This window comes from Phenylobacterium sp. SCN 70-31 (assembly GCF_001724605.1).
Classification (GTDB): domain Bacteria; phylum Pseudomonadota; class Alphaproteobacteria; order Caulobacterales; family Caulobacteraceae; genus Phenylobacterium.
The window spans coordinates 1-20,039 of sequence record NZ_MEEX01000022.1; the positions used below are offsets into that span (position 1 = coordinate 1).

The 20,039-nt window shown below is 68.2% G+C and carries 22 protein-coding genes, 3 tRNA genes and 1 pseudogene; 4 read left to right on the forward strand and 22 right to left on the reverse strand.

The genetic code is table 11. The features are described 5' to 3' along the window. Positions 1-196 precede the first annotated feature (196 nt). The 4 genes from ABS78_RS15855 to ABS78_RS15870 all read right to left on the reverse strand — a co-directional run bounded on the left by ABS78_RS15855 (position 197) and on the right by ABS78_RS15870 (position 2,717). The gene (locus ABS78_RS15855; RefSeq protein ID WP_293381348.1) at positions 197-643 is read right to left on the reverse strand and encodes a carboxymuconolactone decarboxylase family protein; all 447 of its coding nucleotides are present in this window, start codon (positions 641-643) and stop codon (positions 197-199) included. Positions 644-801: 158 nt separating this feature from the next. Beyond that, the gene (locus ABS78_RS15860; RefSeq protein WP_293381351.1) at positions 802-1,230 is read right to left on the reverse strand and encodes a hypothetical protein; all 429 of its coding nucleotides are present in this window, start codon (positions 1,228-1,230) and stop codon (positions 802-804) included. 181 nt (positions 1,231-1,411) lie between these two features. After that, positions 1,412-1,978: a PEPxxWA-CTERM sorting domain-containing protein gene (locus ABS78_RS15865; protein ID WP_293381354.1), complete on the reverse strand. Its 567-nt coding sequence runs from the start codon at positions 1,976-1,978 to the stop codon at positions 1,412-1,414. 40 nt (positions 1,979-2,018) lie between these two features. Continuing rightward, positions 2,019-2,717: a hypothetical protein gene (locus ABS78_RS15870; RefSeq protein WP_293381357.1), complete on the reverse strand. Its 699-nt coding sequence runs from the start codon at positions 2,715-2,717 to the stop codon at positions 2,019-2,021. A 122-nt stretch (positions 2,718-2,839) separates the two neighbouring features. Between ABS78_RS15870 and ABS78_RS15875 the strand changes: the two genes are divergently transcribed. Both ABS78_RS15875 and ABS78_RS15880 read left to right on the forward strand, forming a co-directional pair. Next, positions 2,840-3,310, forward strand: coding sequence for a pyridoxamine 5'-phosphate oxidase family protein (locus tag ABS78_RS15875; protein ID WP_293381360.1), 471 nt, complete (start codon positions 2,840-2,842; stop codon positions 3,308-3,310). Continuing rightward, complete coding sequence (locus ABS78_RS15880) at positions 3,307-4,638, forward strand: GAF domain-containing protein (RefSeq protein ID WP_293381363.1); 1,332 nt, start codon at positions 3,307-3,309, stop codon at positions 4,636-4,638. The genes ABS78_RS15875 and ABS78_RS15880 overlap by 4 nt, the downstream gene beginning before the upstream one ends. Here ABS78_RS15880 and ABS78_RS15885 read toward each other — a convergent pair. The 17 genes and pseudogenes from ABS78_RS15885 to murA all read right to left on the reverse strand — a co-directional run bounded on the left by ABS78_RS15885 (position 4,635) and on the right by murA (position 17,624). Beyond that, positions 4,635-5,573, reverse strand: a pseudogene (locus ABS78_RS15885) (IS481 family transposase). The gene ABS78_RS15880 and the pseudogene ABS78_RS15885 sit on opposite strands and share 4 nt — an antisense overlap. Positions 5,574-6,193: 620 nt before the next feature. Next, positions 6,194-6,270, reverse strand: a tRNA-His gene (locus tag ABS78_RS15890). 383 nt (positions 6,271-6,653) lie between these two features. After that, positions 6,654-7,358, reverse strand: a complete 705-nt coding sequence (locus tag ABS78_RS15895; protein WP_293381366.1) for an energy transducer TonB — start codon at positions 7,356-7,358, stop codon at positions 6,654-6,656. A gap of 9 nt (positions 7,359-7,367) precedes the next feature. After that, a complete protein-coding gene (locus ABS78_RS15900; protein ID WP_293381369.1) occupies positions 7,368-7,799 on the reverse strand; it encodes a biopolymer transporter ExbD in 432 nt (143 codons plus the stop codon). Between the two features lie 5 nt (positions 7,800-7,804). Further along, positions 7,805-8,692: a MotA/TolQ/ExbB proton channel family protein gene (locus ABS78_RS15905; RefSeq protein WP_293381372.1), complete on the reverse strand. Its 888-nt coding sequence runs from the start codon at positions 8,690-8,692 to the stop codon at positions 7,805-7,807. A 481-nt stretch (positions 8,693-9,173) separates the two neighbouring features. Further along, positions 9,174-9,249, reverse strand: a tRNA-Phe gene (locus ABS78_RS15910). A 74-nt stretch (positions 9,250-9,323) separates the two neighbouring features. Continuing rightward, entirely contained in the window at positions 9,324-9,503 is a 180-nt protein-coding gene (gene yacG, locus ABS78_RS15915; RefSeq protein ID WP_293381375.1) for a DNA gyrase inhibitor YacG, read from the reverse strand. Then, entirely contained in the window at positions 9,500-10,540 is a 1,041-nt protein-coding gene (locus ABS78_RS15920; RefSeq protein WP_293381378.1) for a ribonuclease E/G, read from the reverse strand. The genes yacG and ABS78_RS15920 overlap by 4 nt, the downstream gene beginning before the upstream one ends. Then, positions 10,537-11,121 (reverse strand): Maf family nucleotide pyrophosphatase, encoded by a 585-nt coding sequence (locus tag ABS78_RS15925; RefSeq protein WP_293381381.1) that lies wholly within the window; start codon positions 11,119-11,121, stop codon positions 10,537-10,539. The genes ABS78_RS15920 and ABS78_RS15925 overlap by 4 nt, the downstream gene beginning before the upstream one ends. A gap of 18 nt (positions 11,122-11,139) precedes the next feature. Beyond that, the gene (gene infA, locus ABS78_RS15930; protein WP_111458197.1) at positions 11,140-11,358 is read right to left on the reverse strand and encodes a translation initiation factor IF-1; all 219 of its coding nucleotides are present in this window, start codon (positions 11,356-11,358) and stop codon (positions 11,140-11,142) included. 117 nt (positions 11,359-11,475) lie between these two features. Then, positions 11,476-11,943, reverse strand: coding sequence for a low molecular weight phosphatase family protein (locus tag ABS78_RS15935; RefSeq protein ID WP_293381384.1), 468 nt, complete (start codon positions 11,941-11,943; stop codon positions 11,476-11,478). Positions 11,944-11,948: 5 nt separating this feature from the next. Beyond that, positions 11,949-12,428: a UPF0262 family protein gene (locus ABS78_RS15940; protein WP_293381387.1), complete on the reverse strand. Its 480-nt coding sequence runs from the start codon at positions 12,426-12,428 to the stop codon at positions 11,949-11,951. Positions 12,429-12,568: 140 nt separating this feature from the next. Further along, a complete protein-coding gene (locus ABS78_RS15945; RefSeq protein ID WP_293381390.1) occupies positions 12,569-13,138 on the reverse strand; it encodes an SH3 domain-containing protein in 570 nt (189 codons plus the stop codon). Between the two features lie 93 nt (positions 13,139-13,231). Next, a complete protein-coding gene (locus ABS78_RS15950) occupies positions 13,232-14,479 on the reverse strand; it encodes a mechanosensitive ion channel domain-containing protein (RefSeq protein WP_293381392.1) in 1,248 nt (415 codons plus the stop codon). A gap of 64 nt (positions 14,480-14,543) precedes the next feature. Further along, positions 14,544-15,830, reverse strand: a complete 1,287-nt coding sequence (gene hisD, locus ABS78_RS15955; RefSeq protein ID WP_293381395.1) for a histidinol dehydrogenase — start codon at positions 15,828-15,830, stop codon at positions 14,544-14,546. Between the two features lie 70 nt (positions 15,831-15,900). Continuing rightward, positions 15,901-16,326 carry a DUF2948 family protein gene (locus ABS78_RS15960; RefSeq protein ID WP_293381398.1) on the reverse strand — a complete coding sequence of 142 codons (426 nt, stop codon included), beginning with the start codon at positions 16,324-16,326 and terminating at the stop codon, positions 15,901-15,903. A gap of 2 nt (positions 16,327-16,328) precedes the next feature. Next, complete coding sequence (gene murA / locus ABS78_RS15965; RefSeq protein ID WP_293381401.1) at positions 16,329-17,624, reverse strand: UDP-N-acetylglucosamine 1-carboxyvinyltransferase; 1,296 nt, start codon at positions 17,622-17,624, stop codon at positions 16,329-16,331. 334 nt (positions 17,625-17,958) lie between these two features. Here murA and ABS78_RS15970 point away from each other — a divergent pair. Together ABS78_RS15970 and ABS78_RS15975 are read left to right on the forward strand one after the other, a co-directional pair. Next, a tRNA-Thr gene (locus tag ABS78_RS15970) sits at positions 17,959-18,033 on the forward strand. A 424-nt stretch (positions 18,034-18,457) separates the two neighbouring features. Then, positions 18,458-18,688, forward strand: a complete 231-nt coding sequence (locus tag ABS78_RS15975; protein WP_293381404.1) for a helix-turn-helix transcriptional regulator — start codon at positions 18,458-18,460, stop codon at positions 18,686-18,688. Positions 18,689-18,717: 29 nt separating this feature from the next. Here the strand turns inward: ABS78_RS15975 and ABS78_RS15980 are convergent, their stop codons facing one another. Beyond that, positions 18,718-20,037 (reverse strand): ATP-binding protein, encoded by a 1,320-nt coding sequence (locus ABS78_RS15980; RefSeq protein ID WP_293381407.1) that lies wholly within the window; start codon positions 20,035-20,037, stop codon positions 18,718-18,720. Positions 20,038-20,039: the final 2 nt, after the last annotated feature.

Genomic DNA, 20,039 nt, shown 5'->3' on the forward strand with positions numbered 1-20,039 from the left:
CCCGCCGGCTGACCGCGGCTTCCTCCCCTGAAGGCTTCCGAACGCCGGCCCCAGGCCAGGCCCACCTCGCGTGAGGGCCGGCATCCGAAACCCTCAACAGAAGGAGAAGTTGGATCGCCCGCGGAAAGCTGACATTGCGCCCAGTCCACTCATCGGGATTTCGTCGGACGCGAGTCAACTCGCCGCAAGCTCCCTCCTAGGCCGTCGCCGCGACCGGAAGACGGAAGGGTGCGCCCAGGCGGTTGAACGCGTTCATCACCGCGATTGCGATCGTTAGATCAACCAGGTCTTTTGGCTCGAACGCCGCTGAGGCCGCAGCATATGCTTCGTCCGACGCGTGGGTTTCACTAACGCGTGTCACCTCCTCAGCCCAAGCCAATGCACCCCGTTCAAGGTCGGAGAATAGATGCGGGACCTCATCCCAGACCGGTATGAGGGTGATCTTTTCGATCGACATCGTTTTTCGGAGATCGCGGTTGTGCAGATCGATGCAATGAGCGCAGCCATTGATCTGAGACACGCGCAGGAAGACGAGGTGGATAAGTTCCGCAGGAAGGCCGGTGCGGGCCACGACGTAGTGGTGAACCCCGAAAAGCGCCTTCGCGCCCTCGGGAGCAATTTCGGACCAGTTCAAGCGTGCCATGGAATCTCCTGTCGTAGACTGACCAGAGGACGTCCGGGCCACCGCTTGTGTGACATGAAAGTCAGACATTTGCTGTCAGCCCAAGGGCAGTCGTGCGCCAGAAGCAGAACAGGGGTCGGCGCCGAAGACGAACCTTCACGGCGTGCACAACTGCCTGGCTAGCGCCGCCTGTTTGCATAGTAGTCCGTCGCCGCCTGCGCCGTACGGTCATAGGCCTCCAGGTGCGGTTCGGCGGCCGCGCTGCCGCCGCCGTCGCGCGTGATGAGGAAGTACCGCTCGAAATGGGCGAAAGCCTTGCGGCAGAGACGGTCGCGTTCGGGGTCGCCGTAGTTCGAGACGAACGTCCTGTGGTTCTCCCAACCGTAGCCGACGCAGGCCGCCTCGCCGTCCAGCCAGTCGAGCCGGCCTTGATGGGCATCGGCGATGCGCTTGGAGAGCGTGAGCGGCTCCTTCGCCACCGGGATCGCGAAGCCTCCGTCGCGCACGTCCTGCTCGATCTGCGCCGCTTGGCTGAGCATGTCAGCATAGTCCGTGGGCGACAGCATCTCTTTCATCTGCGCGGCCTGGGCGCGGATTTGGCTGGCCATATTCAACATCTTCTGGGGGGTGTCTTGTGCCAGCGCCGGCGCAGCGGACAGGCTAAGGGCGAAGGCGAGCGGCAATAGACGCAATGTCGGCTCTCAGGTTGGAGTTGATTGGGGCAGGCTTGTAGGCCGCCACCGCCGCGCCTCGCGACAGACGCAGCGGTCGGGCGCGTGCAGCGGACGACTACGCGGCGCCAACGACGGAGCCTGGAGAAACGCGACGTCGGAGGCTCGCTCCGGCAAGCCCAAAGCCTGCGATCATGAGGGCCCACGTCGCCGGCTCCGGGACCCCGGCGCCGACTACCCGCGAGGTGATCTCGAGGCTGTCGAAGGCCAGCTCGCGTCCATCGGCATAGTCCGTCGCCCCACGGCCTCCCGCATCGTCGCGAACGAAGAAGCCCTCGCCGAAGCCATTCTTGATGGCGCTCATGATCTGCGTAGCGCCGCCCGGAGCCGTGGTGATGAAGGTCAACGACGCGGTGTCGAAGCTGAAGCCCCGATAGGCGGAGAAGTCGCCCGACCGCACGAAGGACAGATCGTACGCGTTTCCGGTCTCGAAGAAGGTCAGGGAGAAGGTTGCGAGGTCGTCGTAGCCGATCACGCCCGTTAGAGCGGCGTCGTACGAGAATTCGCCCGACGCCACGTCGGCGCCCAGCGTGAAGTTCACGATGCGGGTTGCGGCTGCGGCCGAGCCGCCGAGAACGGCCGCCAGGATTGCGCCCACAACCGGGGTCAGGATCGATCGGGTCATTCAGTCTTCTCCAACTCGTTGCGTGTGAAGTCGCGTTCGCTCAGGCCGCGAGGCCGAGCTCGCTCAGGTGGCTCATGTCGTCGGGCGCCAGGGTCGGACGGGCGGCCCGCTCGATCACTTCAGCGTAGGCGTCTGCAGGCGCGCTGGACTTCATGGCGCTCAGCAGGGCGCTGCGCTCGGCGCGGTTCATCGCCGGCAGCATGATCCGCATGAACGCGATGTTTTCGGCCGGGCTCAGGCTCGAAACGATGCTCATCTCCAGAGCCGCCAACTCCTCGTCGGCGAACAGCGCGCAAAGACGCGGCCAGATCTCCGTCTCCTCGCGACCCATGTGGGCGAGGTCCTCGGCGACGAACGTGGAGAAGGCGAGGTAGAGGCTGCGGCCGAGAGCGGGCCGGTCGGACGGCGCAGCATGCTCTGTCGCGAGAAGGGCGCTCTCGAGCATCGCCAACCGGGCCCTGTGGTGCAGGTGGTCGTCCTCGAGCCCCGCCGTGGCGTTCGCAGCGCGGCCGGCGAGCGCCGGATGAATCACCGTGTCTTCATGCTCTAGGTGCGCCGCGGCCAACGCCAGATGCGCGCGAAGGTCCGCCAGCAGCTGACGCGGCGCGGCGGATACGAAGTCCGCGGCTCCGAGCCGGTGGAGCAGCTCGCCGTGGGCAAGGCGCAGACCCTTGTGGATGGGACCGTAGATGTCCCAGCGGCCGCTCTCGGCGGCGGCGATGAAATGCGGGGTGGGCATCGATGGTCCTCTGCATGGCGTGGAGGACCCGTTCACTAGGCGCCATCGCGGGACGCCTCATCCTAAAACCTTCCTAAGCGGAGCCACGTTTCCTAAAATATCGCCCAGGCGGAGTGCGCGGCGTGTTCGACCCCGAATTGGTGCGGTTTCTCCAGGGTCCCGTGATGATCCTCATGGGATCGCGAAGCGCCGAGGGGCGCCCCGCCATCGCGCGCGGGCTCGGATGCTCGGTGCAAGACAACGGCGAACTTCACATGGTCTTCGGAGTGCGCCAATGGGCCGAGGCGCTGGGCGGGTTGTCTCCAGGTGACACCGTGGCCCTGACCTTTGTAAGCCCGTCCGACTACCGCGCCGTGCAGGTCAAGGGACCGCTGTTGAGCCTGTCGGCGGGCGACGATGCTGCCGACGCGCGCGCAGCCGCCTATCGCGCCGAGATGGCGGCAGAGCTCGGTCGCCTGGGCATCCTGCCGTCCCAGATCGACCAGTGGATCGACCCGGAGCCTCTGGCCGAGCTGCGGGTCCTTCCTTCGACTGTCTTCGACCAGACCCCGGGAGACGGCGCAGGGCGTGTCCTCGCGCGGGCCGACGCATGACCGTCGAGCTCGGCGATCTGCAGGACTGCTTCGAAGGCGTGATCCCGGCAGCGGTCGCCACGCTGGACGCCGATGGCGTCCCCAACGTCTCCTACCTGTCGCAGGTGCACATGGTGGATGAGCAGCACATCGCGCTCTCGAACCAGTTCTTTTCGAAGACGGCAGCGAACGTGCAAGCGACGGGCCTCGCCACGGTCATGGTGGTCAGCGGCCGGACCGGGGCGCAGCATGTCCTGGACGTCGTGCACGTCGGCTCGCTGGCCCACGGCGATGTTTTTGATCGCATGAACGCGCAACTGGCGGCGATCAGCAGCCAGCATGGCCTTCCCCAGGTGATGCGGCTGAGAAGCGCGGAGGTCTATCGCGTGACCGGCCGCCGCGCGGTGCACGCGCCGAAGCCGCCGGAGGCCACCCGCGCCCCGATGCCGGCCGGCGTCAGCCTGGCGCGCGCGGCGCGGCTCACGGCGCGGATCGCGGCCCGGCCGGAAGCGGACGCTGTCCTCGACAGCGCCCTGGACGGCCTCGTCCGAGAGCTGGGGTTCGAGGCCGTAATGGCGCTGGTCTTCGACCCGGCGACGCAGACCCTGAACACACTGGGCAGCCGCGGCTACGCCCGGGAAGGCGCTGGCGCCGAGGTCACGCTGGGCGACGGCGCGATCGGGATCGCCGCCGCCCACCGGCAGGCGATCCGCTTCAACGACGTCAGCCGCGGTCACCGACTCGCAGTGGCGGTGAGCAACGTGGCGGACCTAGACACGGCCCGCCTCATCCCACTGCCGGAACTCGCTGCCGCGCAGAGCCAGCTTGCCGCGCCCATCGTCTCGCGAGGAGAGCTCTTCGGCGTGCTGTTCGCCGAGTCCGCAAAGCGCTTCGCCTTCACCCCTGAAGACGAGGACGCGCTCAGTCTCGTGGGGGTCCAGCTCGCGGCCAGCCTGCGCCTCGCCGAGCTCGAGGCGCGCGAGCCTTCGGGCCGCGTTGTCCCGCCGCCCGAGCGCAGTCCCGACCGCCGATTCCAGGTTCGCTATCACACCCATGACGACAGTCTGTTCATCGACGACGCCTACATCATCAAGGGTGTCCCAGGCCGACTCCTGTTCCACTTTCTCACCATCGCCGCAGAGACAGGTCGGCAGGACTTCACCAATCGCGAGATTCGGTTGGACGGCACGCTCCGATTGCCGGAGCTCAAGGACAACCTCGAGACACGGCTGATCCTGTTGCGGCGTCGGCTGGACGAGCGCGGGGCGCCCGTGCGCCTCAGCCGTCCAGGGCGCGGGCGCATCAGGCTGGATTTGGTTGCCCGACCGGTCCTGGAGGTAGTGGCCTAGGTGTCGTTTCCAAGAAGGTTGTTCACCCTGGCCCAGGGTGTGAGGCCGCCGATGCCGGCGTGGGGTCGGGTTAGGTTGTAGGCGTCAGTCCATGGACCGATGGCGTGGGAGCGTTCGGTCGATGAGGCGTAGGGCTTGGCGTAGGCCCATTCGCGCAGGCTGGTCTGTATGAAGCGTTCGGCCTTTCCGTTGGTCCTGGGCGTGTAGGGTCGGGTTCGGACATGGCGGGCCCGGGCCTTCAGCAGGGCCTGGCGGAAGAGCTTGGAGCGATAGGCCGAGCCGTTGTCGGTCATCACGCGCTCGACGGTGACGCCGTGTCGGCCCAGCCAGGCTATCGCCCGCTCAAGGAACGCGGTGGTGTCCTCCTTGCGCTCGCTGGGCAGGATCTCGGTGTAGGCCAGCCGCGAGGCGTCATCGACGCAGACATGCAGGAAATCCCAGCCGGCGTGGCGCGAGGTTCCCTTCTGGCGGTTTCCCGTGATCCTGTGGCCGATGCGTTCGAAGCGGCCCAGCTTCTTGATGTCGAGATGGATCATCTCGCCGGGCGCGGCGCGGTCGTAGCGGATCACCGCCGGCTTCGGCTACAGGGCCGAGAGCCTGCCCAGGCCCAGCCGGCGAAGCACCGCCCCCACCGTGGAGCGCGCCATGCCCAGCGCCGCTGCGATCGCCGGCCCCGTCATCCGCCCACGACGCAGCCGCTCGATCTCACCGATCCGCGCCTCAGCCACCCTGCGCGGACATCGTCGGGGCGCCGAGCTGCGGTCGTGATGCCTTCGCTCGCCACCCCGACGATGCCGGCCGATCCACTTGCGCGCCGTACGGAGCGACACACCCGCAGCTTCCGCGGCCGCCTTCGCCGTCCAGCCCTCAGACACAGGCCGCGCCAGCAACGCTCGACCCGCCGGCGTCAGGCGGGCATTCTCATGGACGTTCATCCGGGGCCCTCCCGGTTAGAGGCTGGAGCTTCGCAACCCCACTCTCCCAACCCGACCCCGGGAGAACAACCTTCATAGCTTCGACACTTAGCCCCGCCAGGGCGGACGGGCGTTACGGAGCGAACAGGCTCCACAAGAGGAGCGCGATCATCACCCAGAGGCCGAGAGAAGCTGCGGCGCCAACAAGAAGGCCGATCCCCGCGGGCAGCGTCCGCGCCTCGCGCCGGCGGGGCGGCGCTGCTGTGCGAACTCTTCGCGACGGGGGAACAAAGGAAAGAGACATGGGACACGCTATGGAGCACGAAACGCAACCATAGCGGGATTGGTTCAGCAGCGGCTTCCATGTGGACATGCCGTTGTGGGCTTACGCCGGCGGCCCGCCAACAAGCGGGCTGCAGCGACGCCGAAGGCGCCGCGATGATGGGACACGGGAGAGCGCATCGAGCTTCGTTCAATACCGCCGGCAGGCCGACGGGATCCGGCTTTCAGACGCCGCGGCGGCACGCGTCGTGCGCCCTCGGGAACAGGCAGAAAACCGGGAGTGTAAAACGGGGTGGAAAGAACAGCGTTCGGAACAAAAGGGAACCGAAGCAAATTGCTGTATTCTCAACACTCTACGATGGTACCGCCTCCCCGGTTCGAACGGGGGACCTCCAGAGCCACAATCTGGCGCTCTAACCAACTGAGCTAAGGCGGCGTGTCGTGAGCGCGCTTTCTAGTCGCGGGGCGGCCTCGGATCAAGCTTATGCTCGGGACTACAGCAACGGCCGTCCGCAGCGGCGTGACCCCGCAAGCTGGCGGCCATCGGAGAGGGTGACGACGAAGTCGCCCGACGGGCAAGAATCCACCCGCGCCACCGCCCGCGGCGAATCGAGACCGTCCCGACACCTCTTGAGCTCCAGGCCCGCGAAGAGGGGACCGCGCGCCGTTCTCGGGGCCGAACCGTACGCCTGGGAAAGTCCGCCGGAGCCCGGGCGCCTCGCGACAACGCGTCCGTCGGGACAGCTTCCCAATCCGGTGAAAAAGAAAGGCCCCGGTTGCTTGCGCGACCGGGGCCCTGACTTTCGTAGTCCGACCGGCTTACTTCGGCAGGGTGAAGCGGATCGGAATCCGCACAGTCCCACCATCGACAGGCTGGCCGTCCCGGGTCTGCGGCCGCATCTGGAACAGCCGGCTCATGCGCATGGCGGAGTCGCCAAAGCCCATGTTGTCGGGTGACTCCTCGACGACCGAGCAGTTCTCCAGCGTGCCACGGGCGGTCACCGAGCAGCTGAGGGTCGCACGGCCTTCCACCTCCATCCGCGAAGCGCGGTCGGGGTAGAAGCGAGCGATGTCCTCACCTGAGGGGCGACGACGCCAGTCGGGGTTGGTGATGACCGACGGCCGCGGCGGTTCGGGCGGCGGGGCCGCCGGAGGCCGAGGCTCCTCGATCCGACGCTCGACCGGCGGAACCGGCAGCGGCGGGATCGACGGCACGTCGGGCACCGCCACCGGCGGCCGCGGCTGCAGCTTGGGCGGCGGCGGCGGCGGCGTGTTGGGCGGCGGCGGAGGTGGCGGCGGCGGAGGTGGTGGCGGGACGGGCTTGATGATCGACACGTCCGTCACCTCGTCCGAGTACTCTTTGTACTTCGGATCGAAGCGCGCTTTCCACAGATACACCCCAAGCGCGGCGTGCACGGCGACCGCCACCACCAGGGCGATGATCAACCCCGGGCGACGCGGCGGCTTCGGATCGTCGAACGGATTGTGCCGGACGATGGCGTGGTCAGGTGATGTCTCAGACATGGGCGCCACCTACTTGTCTTCGCCGACGAGGGCCACGCTGTAGAACCCGTTGTCCTGCAGCATGTTCATCACGCCCATGAAGTCGCCGTAGAGCACGTCCTTGTCCGCGCGAATGAAGATCCGCTCCTTCTCGGGATTGCGCGACTCGCCCAGCTGTTTGCGGAGGTCGTCGCCCAGCATCGGAAGGTCGGTGCGGAAGTCCTGGATGTACAGGCCTCCACCCGGCTGGATCGAGATGTAGACCGGCTTCGGGGGGTTCGTGCCGAGCGGGGCGACGGCCGGTGGCAAATTCACCTTGACCGTCACGGCCGCCATCGGCGCCGCAACCATGAAGATGATCAGAAGAACCAGCATCACGTCGACGAAAGGCGTCACGTTGATTTCGGCGTTCTGATCCTCTTGGTAGCGCCCGCCTCCGGAACTGGAGATCTTGGCGGCCATCTAGCTTAGGCCCCCTTGTCGAGCTGCCGGGAGATGGCGTTCATCAGCTCGGCCACGAACCCTTCCGACCGCGCGCCGTAGGCGGAAATGCGGGTCTGGAAGTAGTTGTAGAAGATAACCGAGGGGATCGCCGCGAAGAGGCCCAGACCCGTGGCCAGGAGGGCCTCGGCGATGCCGGGCGCCACGACGGCCAGGTTGGTCGTGTTGGTGTTCGCGATCCCGATGAACGAGTTCATGATCCCGTACACCGTACCGAACAGGCCGATGAACGGACCGTTCGAACCGACCGATGCGAGGTACTGCATGCCGCCCGACAAGCGGCGGGCAAGCGTGGCCTGAACGGCGCTCACGGCGTGCTGGGCGCGATCGATGGTGGTGTCGCGATGTTCGCCGGTGATGGCCAGGCCCGCCTGCTTGGAGAGTTCGATCTCCTGAGCGGCGGCGGCCGCCATGTCGGCCAGCGGGTTGCCGTCATACTCTTCGGACAGCGCGATGCGGCTCATGTCGTTGATCGACTTGGCGCTGCGGAAGTTCTCCACGAAGCCGTCCGACGCCTTGTTGAGGGCGTTGAACTCGAGGATCTTCACGATCAGCAGAGCCCAGCTGAACACCGAGGCCAGAGCCAGGCCGATCATGATCACCTTCACGACCGGGTCGGAGTCCATGAACATGGTGCCGACATTCAGCTTGCCGGCGTTCTTCATGGTGGGCGGATCGGCGGATTCTTCGGCCGCGGGGGCCGCGGGGGCGGCGTCGGCGGCCGGAGCGGCAGCCGCGTCAGCGGCGGCAGGCGCGGCCGGAGCGGCGTCCTGAGCGAACGCCGGCGCGCTCATCATCAGCGCCGCGGCGCCGAAGAGAGCGGAAAACGTGGTCTTGAGTTTGTTGTCGAGCATCTGTCGCCAGTTCCTGGTTGGTCTAGCACGATTGGCCGGAGGGTCGTCGCGCGAGAGCGTCTCCACCCTAGTTGAAACAACCCTGGCGCCCAGCCCGCCTACGCGAACCGAAACACCAGAGGCGCTGTCGCTGCGCCCGACCCAAAACGCGGACTCCCGACTGAGGCAGGATTGGCGTTTCTAACGGTGCGGACGGCCTTGAACTCCCACGAGAGGAACCCAAAGTCTTACCGCTTTGTAAGAGAGCGGCATGACCCTTTGGCAACCCCTTGTCGAAGCGTCAAGGGGCAGAAGCTTGCCCGCCGCAGTCAAAATACTGACGCATCCGCACGGATTGTGCGCTGCACACGCAAGAAGCGCTGCACGCCCTGCGTTTCACCATCGAAAGCGGCGCCGAGATTGCTGCAACGCAGCAATCTCGGCGATCCAGGGTCACCCAAATCGGATGAGAAAATCAGGCTGATGAAATCGATAGGGGGGATGGTGCCTGGGGGCGGATTCGAACCACCGACACGCGGATTTTCAATCCGCTGCTCTACCAACTGAGCTACCCAGGCCTGGGTCCCGGCGCGCGGGAGCCGCGTCTATAGAAGAGGCGTTCCCGTAAGTCCAGCGGGCCGGTGAGACCGCCTCAATCGTCCCCGAAATCCCCGGCGAAGTCGTCGGACGGACCGCTCTCGTCCTCTTGCGCCGGTACGGCGTACGCGCCCGTCAGCCAGCGATGAAGATCCACGTTGGCGCAGCGCTTGGAACAGAATGGACGATACGCCGACAGAGGTGGTTTGCCGCAGATGGGGCACGCTCCGCTCATCCCGCCGACCCCACGTCGAAATCGGCGCGCCGCCGCCCTGGCTCACCCACGATCGCGAAGCGGGCGCCGATCCGTTCGGCAAGCCGGACACCGAGGGATTCGGCCGCCGCGGCCACGTCGGGCGCGCACCGCGCTTCCAGCCGGGCTCCCGGTTGAGCCACGCCTTCGGCCTCCAGCCTCCGGACGAGGCGATGGGCCAGGGCCGCATCGGTGAGTCCGCCTTCGGGCCGTCGCAGCCGTTCCAGGACAGGCGCAGCGCGGCGCGGTATCGACAGTTCCATCGTCCCGAACCGACCGACCGGCCCGATGGCGACCCCGGGGTTGTCCGGCCCGAAGGCATGGCGGGCCGCCGCGAGCAGCGCGGCGCCGTCGTGCCCGCGGCCCACGAGATCCACCACCACCAGACCGCCCAGGCCTTTCAGCCGCAGAAGGCGCGCGGCCTCCGAAAGGGCGGCGAGGTTCGCCTGGCGCGCGGCGCGCTTGCCGTCCGCCCCCTTGCGCTCGCCCAGGTCCACGTCCACGGCCGTGAGCGCACGCGTGGGTTCGATGGCGAGGGTCCCGCCGCCGGGCAGGGCGTGGATGGTCTGCAACGCCTCGTCCTCGGCCTCATCGGCCACGCGGCGGGCTTCCGGTCCGGTCGCCACGGGCCCGTCACGAACGAGCGTCTGCAACACGTCCGCGAGCGTCGGGGCCGGCTCAAGCAGTCGGGGCGCCCCCTCCCCTGCTCCCAGGGCCCTGAGCGTCGCCAGCTTGCCCTCGCGGGGCTCGCTGCGAATTTCCACGGTCACGGCGGCGCCGCGCACCGGCCGCGCCTCGGGCTTGAACGGCAGAAGCGCCTGCACGCCTCCCAGGTCGAGGAAGGCGCTCGCCAGGACCGGCTCGACGTGTTCGACCCGCGCAATCAGCCGGGCGCCCAGCTGCAGGCGCGGATCGTCGCCCTCGCGGCGCAGGAAGAACCGCTCGGGGCGCCCATCCAGGGTGACCACGCCGCGATCTTCTCCGAGGCCGGGGTCGAGGTAGGCGCGGCGCTCGCTCATGGGCGCCGATAGCCGAGACCGGCGAGAAGGCCGGCGGTTTCGTACAACGGCAGGCCGACCACGCCGGAATAGGATCCCTGGAGCGACATGACGAACGCCCCGGCAAGGCCCTGGATGGCGTACCCGCCAGCCTTGCCCACCCCCTCGCCGCTGGAAAGGTAGGCGTCGATCTCGGCCGGCGACAGACGCTTGAAGCGCACGCGGCTCTCCACCACGCGGCTGGCGGCCCGGCCATCCGGCGCACGCGCGCAGACGCCGGTCAGCACCTTGTGGGCGCGCCCCGAGAGCAGGTTCAGGCACGCCGCCACCTCCCGGCGGTCCTCGACCTTGGGAAGGATCCGCCGCCCCACGGCCACGACGGTGTCGGCCGCCAGCACATACTCGCCCAACCGGCGGGCGGCGACATGCGCGGCCTTGGCCTCGGCCAGCCGGCCGGCCAGGATGCGCGGGGTCTCCTTGGGTTGGGGAGTCTCGTCCAGTTCGGCGGCCTCGACGGCGTCCGGCGCGAAGCCGATCTGACGCAGGAGTTCGAGGCGGCGCGGGCTCGCGGAGGCCAGGACGAGGCGCGGCTCAGAAGCCAAGTCGCAGCCTCTGGTCGTCTAGCGGACGCGGAAGGTGATGCGGCCCTTCGTCAGGTCGTACGGCGTCATCTCGACCAGGACCTTGTCGCCAGCCGAAACCCGGATGCGGTTCTTCCGCATCTTGCCGGCCGTGTGGGCGATGATCTCGTGATCGTTTTCGAGTTTCACCCGGAACGTGGCGTTCGGCAGCACCTCGCTGACCGTGCCCGGAAACTCCAGCAGTTCTTCTTTCGCCATGCGGCTCCCTTGATCCTCAGCGGCTCTACATAAGACGACGGCTCGCGCCGTCGGGCCGCGAGCCGCAATTTCGGCGGCCAGTATAGCGCATGGGCCATGACAACGTCGATGGGCTCGTCACAGCCCGAAACGTCGACGGATACGCTCGACGAGCCCGTCGCGCACCTGGCGGTAGGCCTCGAGCCTGTGCTCCCGCGAACCTTCGGTCAGAGTGGGGTCCAGAGTGGGCCAGTACTCGATCTCGGCCGACCGCCCCCGCGCCAGCTCCACCGCCCTGTGTTGAGCCTCCGGGGTGAGGGAAACCACGAGATCGAAGGAATCGTCCTCCAGTTCGTCGAACGTCTTGCAGCGATGGCGCGACAGGTCGACGCCCACTTCCCGCATGACCTCGGCCGCGAGCGGGTCGACTTCCATATCGTCCTCGTCCGGATCGAAGTCGCCGCGCTTGAGCCCGCAACTGTCCACGAAGATCCGCGTCCCGGCGAACGTCTTCAGCAGCGCCTCGGCCATCGGCGAGCGCACCTGGTTGAAGTTGCAGCAGAAGAGGACGGCGTCCGGCAGCCGTTTCGCGGAGTCCGCCGCCATCCGGCTCAGCCTCGCCAGTGCAGGGCGCAGATCAGGGTGAAAAGGCGGCGGGCGGTGTCCAGGTCCGTTTCGATCTTGCCGGCGAGACGCGTGCGCAGGAGCTCCGAGGCTTCGTTGTGCAAGCCGCGCCGACCCATGTCGAGGGCCTCGATCTGCTGAGGCGTCGAATTGCGGATCGCCTGATAGTAGCTGTCGCAGATGATGAAATAGTCCTTGATCAGCATCCGGAACGGCGACAGCGACAGGATGTGGCGGCGCTCGTAGGCCGGGCCGCGGACGTCGAGGACCAGGCGGTTCTCCAGAAGGCCCATCCGCAGGTCGTAGGGGCCGCCCTCGGCGCCCTCGGGATGGAAATGGTTCTCCTCCAGCAGGTCGAAGATCGCGATCTGGCGCTCCTGCTCCTGGTCGCGCGAAACCGCCGCGAGCGACTCCTCGTCGAGCTCGACGGACTGCAGCCGGTGGGTCTTGCTCGGATCTTCGGCCATGGCTCCTCGGCGGAGCTTTATTGCAAACTGGGGGTCCTCGTCATCCCGGCAGTCGGTGTCGATCGCTCAGACCGCTGGGATAGAGCAAAAAGGACACCCTCGCGTCCGGACGCGAGGGTGTGGGAGGCGGGAGACCCGCCTCAGCGGCCGGCGTAGCGCGGGCTCAGCGGCCGAACGAAGTCGCCCCGCACATAGCCGACGCCCACGCCGTTGCGGCCCACCAGAATCCAGTCGGTTCCGCGCACATGGGCCAACGCCTGGAAGCGCTCGCCATTCTGAAGGCGACCGACTCGCGCCGAGCCCGTCGTCGGGGCCGAACGAACATTCACGCCGCTCAGGGCCACGAAGGGGCCATCGATTCGGCTGTAGCGGGCCGGCGAGACATTCCGCGACAGGCGGTATCCACCCTGGGTGTAGGTCGAAGCCGACTTGGCGCGATCCTTCTGGGCCTCGCAGCCGATGGCGGAACCGGCCGCGGCGCCGAGCGCAGCCCCCGCCACGGTCTCGCCGGTGGCGCTGCGGCCGCCCACCTGATTTCCGATGAAACCGCCGACCAGGGCCCCCACTACGGCCCCGGCCTCCTGCTTGCCGCCGGGAGCAGAACAGCCGAGAACGCCGGCGTTGGCGCTCGCGCCCCCGCCCAGGAGCAAGGCTCCGGCGATCAGAGCCGTCGCCAGGCCGCCGGCGGTCTTTGTGGTCAGTGTCCGCATGGTCATCTCCAGTCCTTCACGGATCTCGTGGAATGACCGGGTTGTATCCGGCGCCGTCTGAACGGCCCCGAAGCGACCGCCGACAGGATATGTTCAGCTTTTGCCGTCGATAGCCGGCGTTTCGGCGGCGGCCGGGAGCTGTTCCTCCAGCGGCTGGGCGGCGACCGGCGTCGTCTTGACCGGGGTGAGCACGCCCTCCGCGTCGAAGGCGTTCTTGAGCCGTCGGTTGAACTCGCGGCCGATCTCCCACTGCGCGCGGGGCTGAGTCGTGAGCCGGGCCTTCAGATAGACGGCGTTGTCGGCGAGGCGATCCACGCCCATGACCTCGAAAGGCCGGGTGATCATCCGCCCGTACTGCGGATCGGCCTGAAGGCCCTCTCCCACCTTCCGCACCACCTCCAGCGCCCGGTCGACGTCGTTGTCGTAGCTGATCGGGATTTCGGCGAGGTACGACGAGAAGACCTTGGTCCGGTTATGGATCACCTGGGCCTCGCTATACGGGAAGATGTGCAGCGTGGCGTTGGCGTCGCGCAGACGGATCGTGCGCAGGGTCATGGCCTCGACCGTGCCGCTGGAGCTCCCGATCTGGACGTTGTCGCCCACCGAGACGACGTCCTCGGCGATGAGGAAGACGCCGGTCAGGAAGTCCTTCACCAGGGTCTGGGCGCCGAAACCCACGGCGATGCCCAGGACGCCGGCGCTCGCGAGGATGGGGCCGACCTTGAGACCGATCTCCGTCAGCACCGTGAGCACGCCGACCACGACCAGAATGGTCTGGGCGCTGCCCGTCAGAAGCGGCCCCAGCGTCCGCAGTTGCGCAGCGCGGCGGGGATCGCCGCTGCGGCGCGCGAAACCGTCGATGAGCCGCTTTATGACGAAGCCTGCGAGTTCCACCAGCGCGGTCGCCAGCAGCACCACCAGCACGAGACGCACCAGCCGGGCGCCCGCGCCCCCCGACAACCACGCCCGGACATCGATGCCCCAGACGTCCAGCAGGACGGCGACGACGCCCAGGGCGACGCTGAAGCGGAAGAGCGCCCAGGTCAGGCGGGCCGCTTTCCGGGTGCGCGCTTCTTCGCGCGCGCGCGCCTCCTGGGCCTCTGCGCCGGCCACCGACACCCGCGCGAGCCAGTAGTCGAGCACCCGACCCACGCCCCAGACGAGGCCGATCGCCAGCGCGACCACGATCGCGGAAGCCAACAGGTTGAGGGCGGCCACGCCCGGGTCGAGACTCAGGATGTGATCGACCGCGCCAGTGGTCGAAGCGATCACCTGTTCGGTGAAGCCCGGCTTCGTCGCGACGTCAGCCGCCTGTTCGGAAGTTTCTGCGTTGGCGAACACGTGCTGGGCTTAACCTCGGACACCCCGGCCGGCAACGCTTGGCCGTCGCCCGGGGTTCCTGGCCTCAGGCGCCCTGCCCCATCCGGATCGCGGCCGAACGGGCGTGAGCGGGCAATCCTTCCGCCTCGGCCAGCGCGATCGTCGCCGGCGCAAGGGCCGCGAAGGCGGCTTCGTCGCACCGGATGATCGAGGTGCGCTTGAGAAAATCGAACAGCGACAGGCCCGACGAGAACCGCGCCGCGCGGCTGGTCGGCAGCACGTGGTTCGAACCGGCGACATAGTCGCCCACGGCCTCGGGCGCATGCCGGCCGAGGAAGATCGCCCCGGCATGGCGCACCCGGTCGGCCAGGCGCTCGGGCGCCTCGGTGGCGAACTCCACGTGTTCGGGCGCGATCAGATCCACCAGCCCGGGCGCCTCGTTCAACGGAGCGATCACCACCGCCCCGTGGTCCCGCCACGAGGCGCGGGCGTCCTCGCCCGTCGCCAGCGCGCCCAGTTGCGTCTCGACAGCCGCTTCCACCCGCGCCGCGAAGGCCTCGTCGTCCGTGATGAGGATCGACTGGGCGGCGGGATCGTGTTCGGCCTGGGACAGCAGGTCGGCGGCGATCCACTCGGGATTGCTCAGGCCGTCGGCCACGACCACGATCTCGGACGGTCCGGCAAGGGCGTCGATTCCCACGGTCCCGTAGACCCGACGCTTGGCGGCGGTGACGAAGGCGTTGCCGGGCCCGACGATCTTGTCCACCGGCAGTATAGGTCCCGCGCCGTAGGCGAGGGCCGCCACCGCCTGGGCGCCGCCCACACGCCAGATCTCGGTGACGCCCGCTTCCTTCGCGGCGGCCAGGACGGCGGGTTGCAGGCGGCCGGGCGGCGTCACCATCGCGATGCGACCGACTCCCGCGGCGGCGGCCGGAACCGCGTTCATGAGCACCGTGGACGGATAGGCGGCCCGGCCGCCGGGCACGTAGATCCCCACGGCGTCCAGCGGCGTCCAGCGCCAGCCGAGTTCGACCCCGGCTTCGTCGGTGAACCGCTGATCCGCCGGCCGCTGCCGCTCGTGATAGGCGCGGATCCGGCGGGCGGCGAAAGCGATGGCGTCGCGCACCTCGGCCGGACAGTCGGCCGCGCCCGCCTCGATCTCCTCGGCCGGCACCCGCAGGTTCGCCTCGGTCAGCTCGAACCGGTCGAATTCGCGTGCGTAGCGGATCAGCGCGGCCACGCCCTCGGCCCGGACCGCGGCCAACACATCGCGAACGATGGCGTCCACCTCCTCGGGCGTGCCCCGGCGCTCGGCGACGAAGGCCGGGAACACGGTGTCGAACCCAGGATCGGAGAAACGGAAGCGGCGCATGGCGCGCTCTCTTACCCGTCGCGGCGCCCGAAGGCCATCCGCTCAGGCCCTCACCCTCAGGCCCGAGCGCTCAGGGCTCGTGCTGTGGGGTCCTGGGCGTGGGCCAGGGCGCCGAGACATCGGCCAGAACCGCGTCGACGCATTCCACCTGCGCCCGGAGGTCGCCGCCCCCCGCGAAGGTCAGCATCAGCACGCCGCCCGGCGCCTCGCCGGCCTTGAAGTCCAGGGACAACAGCTCCACCACCGCATCCCGACGTTCGCGGCGGATCCGGCGGGTCTGGACGCCCATCACCCCGCCCACCTGCAGGGCCGACCGCACCCGCTGGCGCTGCCCCGCCTCCCACCGATAGCGGTTGAAGGCGATCGTAAGGCGGCGCGCCTTCGGCTCGTAGGCGATGTCCCCCACCCTGGCCACCGCATCCTGGAGCGCGGCGGAAAGCACGGCCAGATCGTCGGGATCGATAGCCAGGAGCTGCAGCGGCGCCGTCTGAGACATGCCTACTCGATTTCCTCTGCAACCCCTTCGCCCTTGAGTCGGCGGACCTGCGCGCCACAGGCGCCCAGCTTTTCCTCCAGCCGCTCGAAGCCGCGGTCCAGGTGATAGACGCGATTGACGACGGTCTCGCCGCGCGCCGCCAGCCCGGCGATCACCAGACTGACCGAGGCGCGGAGGTCGGTCGCCATGACCTGGGCGCCTTGCAGCGCCGCCACGCCGCGCACCCGCGCCTCTCCGCCATGAACCGAGATGTCGGCGCCCAGGCGGGCCAGTTCGGGAACGTGCATGAAGCGGTTCTCGAAGATGGTCTCGCGAAACACGCTCTCGCCATCGGCCAGCGTCATCAGCGCCATGAACTGGGCCTGGAGGTCGGTCGCAAAGCCCGGATAAGGGTCGGTCGTCACCTCGACCGCGCGCAGCCGGCCGCCGTTCCGGCGCACCGTCAGGCCGTCGTTGTGCGGAATCACCTCGACCCCAGCCTCGACCATCTTGTCGATCAGGGCCTGGATGAAATCGCTCCGCGTCCGGGTCAGCCGCACCTCGCCTCCTGCCATCGCGGCGGCCAGCGCATAGGTGCCGGTCTCGATCCGGTCGGGGAGGACCGCATGGGTCGCGCCCGACAGGCGGCCGACACCTTCGATCAGGATGGTGGGCGTTCCGGCGCCCGTGACCTTGGCGCCCATCTTGTTCAGGCAGTCCGCGAGGTCGGTGATCTCGGGCTCGCAGGCCGCGTTGCGGATCACGGTGACCCCATCGGCCAGGACGGCGGCCAACAGGGTGTGCTCGGTGGCGCCGACCGACACGAATGGAAACTCCACCTCCCCGCCCCGCAGGCCGCGGGGCGCCTGGGCGTAGACATAGCCTTCGTGCAGATCGATCTCGGCGCCCAGGGCTTCGAGCGCCTTGAGGTGCAGGTCGACCGGCCGCGCGCCGATGGCGCAGCCCCCGGGCATCGAGACCTTGGCCTGCCCCGAACGCGCCAGCAGCGGCCCCAGTACGTTGAAGGAGGCCCGCATCTGGCGCACCAGATCGTAGGGCGCAAAGCCACTGACGATCTCGCGGGTGGTCAGCAGCGTCTCGGGTCCGTCCGGCCCGTCGCTCTCGACCACCTCCGTGCCCAGGCGCCGAAGCAGATTCCCCAGAAACCGGGTGTCCGCCAGGCGGGGCATGTTGGTCAGGCGCAACGGCTCTTCGGTGAGCAGGCTGGCGGCCATCAGCTTGATGGCCGAATTCTTGGCGCCGCTGATCGGGATCTCGCCCTGCAGCCGCGCGCCGCCCGTGATGGCGATGCGATCCAATCGGTATCCTTACGACGCACATGGCGTCGCAGTCCGTCGCGGCGCCTCTCCGGGGGTATCTAGCCTGGGCGCTGCGGACGCGCCAAGCGGTCAATCCGTGGAGGAGCCTTGTGGTTTCGGCGCCGGCGCAGGCGCCCCCGAAGCCTTCCGGCGACGAAGATTCGCCCGCAGCGCCTGGGCCAGCTTCGCCTCGCGCGGATCGGACGGCCCCCGCCCCTCGTCGTCGCCTTTCGCCATCCCCTCCACCTGCGGCGCTGGGTCTCCCCCGTCAAGCGCCTCCGACGTCAATTTAGGCTTCACGCGACGCCCGGCTCCCGCTATAGCGCCCGCCTTCGCCGCCGTAGCTCAGTGGTAGAGCGCATCCTTGGTAAGGCTGAGGTCGGCAGTTCAATCCTGCCCGGCGGCACCATTCTTCCTAGGGGAGCGGGATGAGATCATCCCGCTCCCCACCGGGAATTCTCCAGAACAGCTCGCAAGCACTCCGCTCCACCGCGGGGAAATCTCGGGGACTCGTTCGGCGCCCGTTCTCGGCCTTCCGCCACGCGGAGGCGTCATCGTGAGCGGTCACACATGGACCCGCGAGACCTCGCGGATATCAATGTCCCCCGGCGGCCTCGCGTCCCCGCCGCAGCCCCGTCGTCGCGGCATGACCCTACCGGACCGGCTCAATTCAGTCAGAGAGCCTGGAGCTGGGACGGTGACTGGCCTAGGAACATCCGCGCTCGACCGGGTCGAAGGCTGATCCCATATTTTTAAACGGAACTCTGTATGAAGGTGTCTTCTGGCCGGATCGGCGGGCGATCGCAGGCCTGGCTTAGCGTCGGAGCCGTGTTGTGATTGAGACGGGCGATCATCTGCGCCAGGCGCGAGAGGCCATGGGCTGGTCTCCCGCCGATCTCGCCCGCGCGCTTCGTTTCAGTTCCGCCGACAAGCACGGCGAAAGCCGTATCCTCGAAATGGAGGCCGGGAAGCGGCCGATCTCCGGTCCGGTCTCGGTGGCGGTCGAAGCGTTCCTGCGCGGCTACCTGCCCGTCGGATTCGCCCCTCCGACCCGCCGCACATAAGGGGATGGAGCCCTGCGCCGGGGCGCTCCTCAAGACGACGCTTCGAGAGGGATGACCAGCGTCGCCCGCAATCCGCCGTCCTTCAGGTTCACAAGCGAGATCTGCCCCTGTAGCCGCGCGGCGGCGCGCCGCACGATCGAAAGCCCTAGACCGGCGCCGCCGGTCACCCGGTTCCGGGAATCCTCGATTCGGTAGAAGGGTTGGAAGACGTCCTCGAGCTTGTCGTCTGGAATTCCCGGACCATCGTCCTGGACCACGATGATCGCGCTCACGCATTCACGACTCAACGACACGACCGTCGTGTCCGCATGCCGAACCGCATTCTGAACGAGGTTCAGGACGGCGCGCTGCAACTTGACCGGCCGTGTGGAAGCTTCCAGCCGCCGAGGTCCCTCGTAGGAAACATTGGCGCCCGCGTCCTGAGCCTCATCCACGATCGTCTGGACGATGGTCGCAAGGTCCACGGCCTGAAGCGGCTCGGCGTCGCCGCCTCGCAGATAGTCGAGAACGGACGTCACGAAACGATCCATGTCGTCGACGTCGTGCTGCACGCCCGAACGAACCTTCGCGGGCCGGATTTCGGATGTCCGCAGGCGCAGGCGGGCGATGGGGGTCCTGAGGTCGTGCGAGACGGCCGCCAGGGCCTGCATGCGTTCGTCGACCTGCTGCAACAGCCTGTCGCGCATGGCGTTGAAAGCGCCAGCCACCAGCCGGACCTCCTTCGGCCCCTCCTCCGGAACGACGACAGGGTCTTCCGCCCGTCCGACCTGGTCGGCCGCCGCGGCCAGCCGCCGGAGGGGACGCGCGACCATCACGGCAAGGCCCGCGGTCGCGATACTGACGCCCGCCAGCAGGGTCAGCAGCGGCCCCCACAAGCGTTCGAGAATCGGCTGGGCGAGCGCCACATCCCGGGTCTCGAAGCGAAGCCATGAGCCGTCCTGCAACTGCATCGCGCCTGACAGCCGGCCTTGCGGAGACGCGGCCGACAGCCGCATGTTCCGGGACGACAACGCCGGCGTCACCCGATCGAGGGCGGATCGCACCTCTTCCATCTGGGCGGCGTCGAGACCAGTCACGCCCCCATTCATCTCCGACGTCCACCGCAGGTTCGGGTCATCTGGCCAGAGGCGCCGCAGATAGGGATCGCGAGCGGCCTGCGGCAGGTCCGACGCGATACGGTCGGCGACCGCGAGATGCTCCGCCAGCCTGCGCAACCGGGCGTCGGCGACCCGCTCGGTCTCCGCCCGTTGAAACAGCCATTCCCCTCCGAGACACTCGATCGACAGCGCCAGGAACATCACCACGGCGATGCGCGCCACCAGGCTGTCGGGCCAGATCCGGCTCAGCACGC

Excerpts from the sequence above, each read along its gene's own strand:
- ABS78_RS15895 (WP_293381366.1), bottom strand. The coding sequence starts at position 7,358 with ATGTCTGAGACATCACCTGACCACGCCATCGTCCGGCACAATCCGTTC.
- ABS78_RS15865 (WP_293381354.1), bottom strand. The coding sequence starts at position 1,978 with ATGACCCGATCGATCCTGACCCCGGTTGTGGGCGCAATCCTGGCGGCC.
- ABS78_RS15940 (WP_293381387.1), bottom strand. The coding sequence starts at position 12,428 with ATGGCCGAAGATCCGAGCAAGACCCACCGGCTGCAGTCCGTCGAGCTC.
- ABS78_RS15920 (WP_293381378.1), bottom strand. The coding sequence starts at position 10,540 with ATGAGCGAGCGCCGCGCCTACCTCGACCCCGGCCTCGGAGAAGATCGC.
- ABS78_RS15935 (WP_293381384.1), bottom strand. The coding sequence starts at position 11,943 with ATGGCGGCGGACTCCGCGAAACGGCTGCCGGACGCCGTCCTCTTCTGC.
- infA (WP_111458197.1), bottom strand. The coding sequence starts at position 11,358 with ATGGCGAAAGAAGAACTGCTGGAGTTTCCGGGCACGGTCAGCGAGGTG.
- ABS78_RS15860 (WP_293381351.1), bottom strand. The coding sequence starts at position 1,230 with ATGGCCAGCCAAATCCGCGCCCAGGCCGCGCAGATGAAAGAGATGCTG.
- ABS78_RS15945 (WP_293381390.1), bottom strand. The coding sequence starts at position 13,138 with ATGCGGACACTGACCACAAAGACCGCCGGCGGCCTGGCGACGGCTCTG.
- ABS78_RS15855 (WP_293381348.1), bottom strand. The coding sequence starts at position 643 with ATGGCACGCTTGAACTGGTCCGAAATTGCTCCCGAGGGCGCGAAGGCG.
- hisD (WP_293381395.1), bottom strand. The coding sequence starts at position 15,830 with ATGCGCCGCTTCCGTTTCTCCGATCCTGGGTTCGACACCGTGTTCCCG.
- ABS78_RS15905 (WP_293381372.1), bottom strand. The coding sequence starts at position 8,692 with ATGCTCGACAACAAACTCAAGACCACGTTTTCCGCTCTCTTCGGCGCC.
- ABS78_RS15870 (WP_293381357.1), bottom strand. The coding sequence starts at position 2,717 with ATGCCCACCCCGCATTTCATCGCCGCCGCCGAGAGCGGCCGCTGGGAC.
- ABS78_RS15900 (WP_293381369.1), bottom strand. The coding sequence starts at position 7,799 with ATGGCCGCCAAGATCTCCAGTTCCGGAGGCGGGCGCTACCAAGAGGAT.
- yacG (WP_293381375.1), bottom strand. The coding sequence starts at position 9,503 with ATGAGCGGAGCGTGCCCCATCTGCGGCAAACCACCTCTGTCGGCGTAT.
- ABS78_RS15880 (WP_293381363.1), top strand. The coding sequence starts at position 3,307 with ATGACCGTCGAGCTCGGCGATCTGCAGGACTGCTTCGAAGGCGTGATC.
- ABS78_RS15960 (WP_293381398.1), bottom strand. The coding sequence starts at position 16,326 with ATGTCTCAGACGGCGCCGCTGCAGCTCCTGGCTATCGATCCCGACGAT.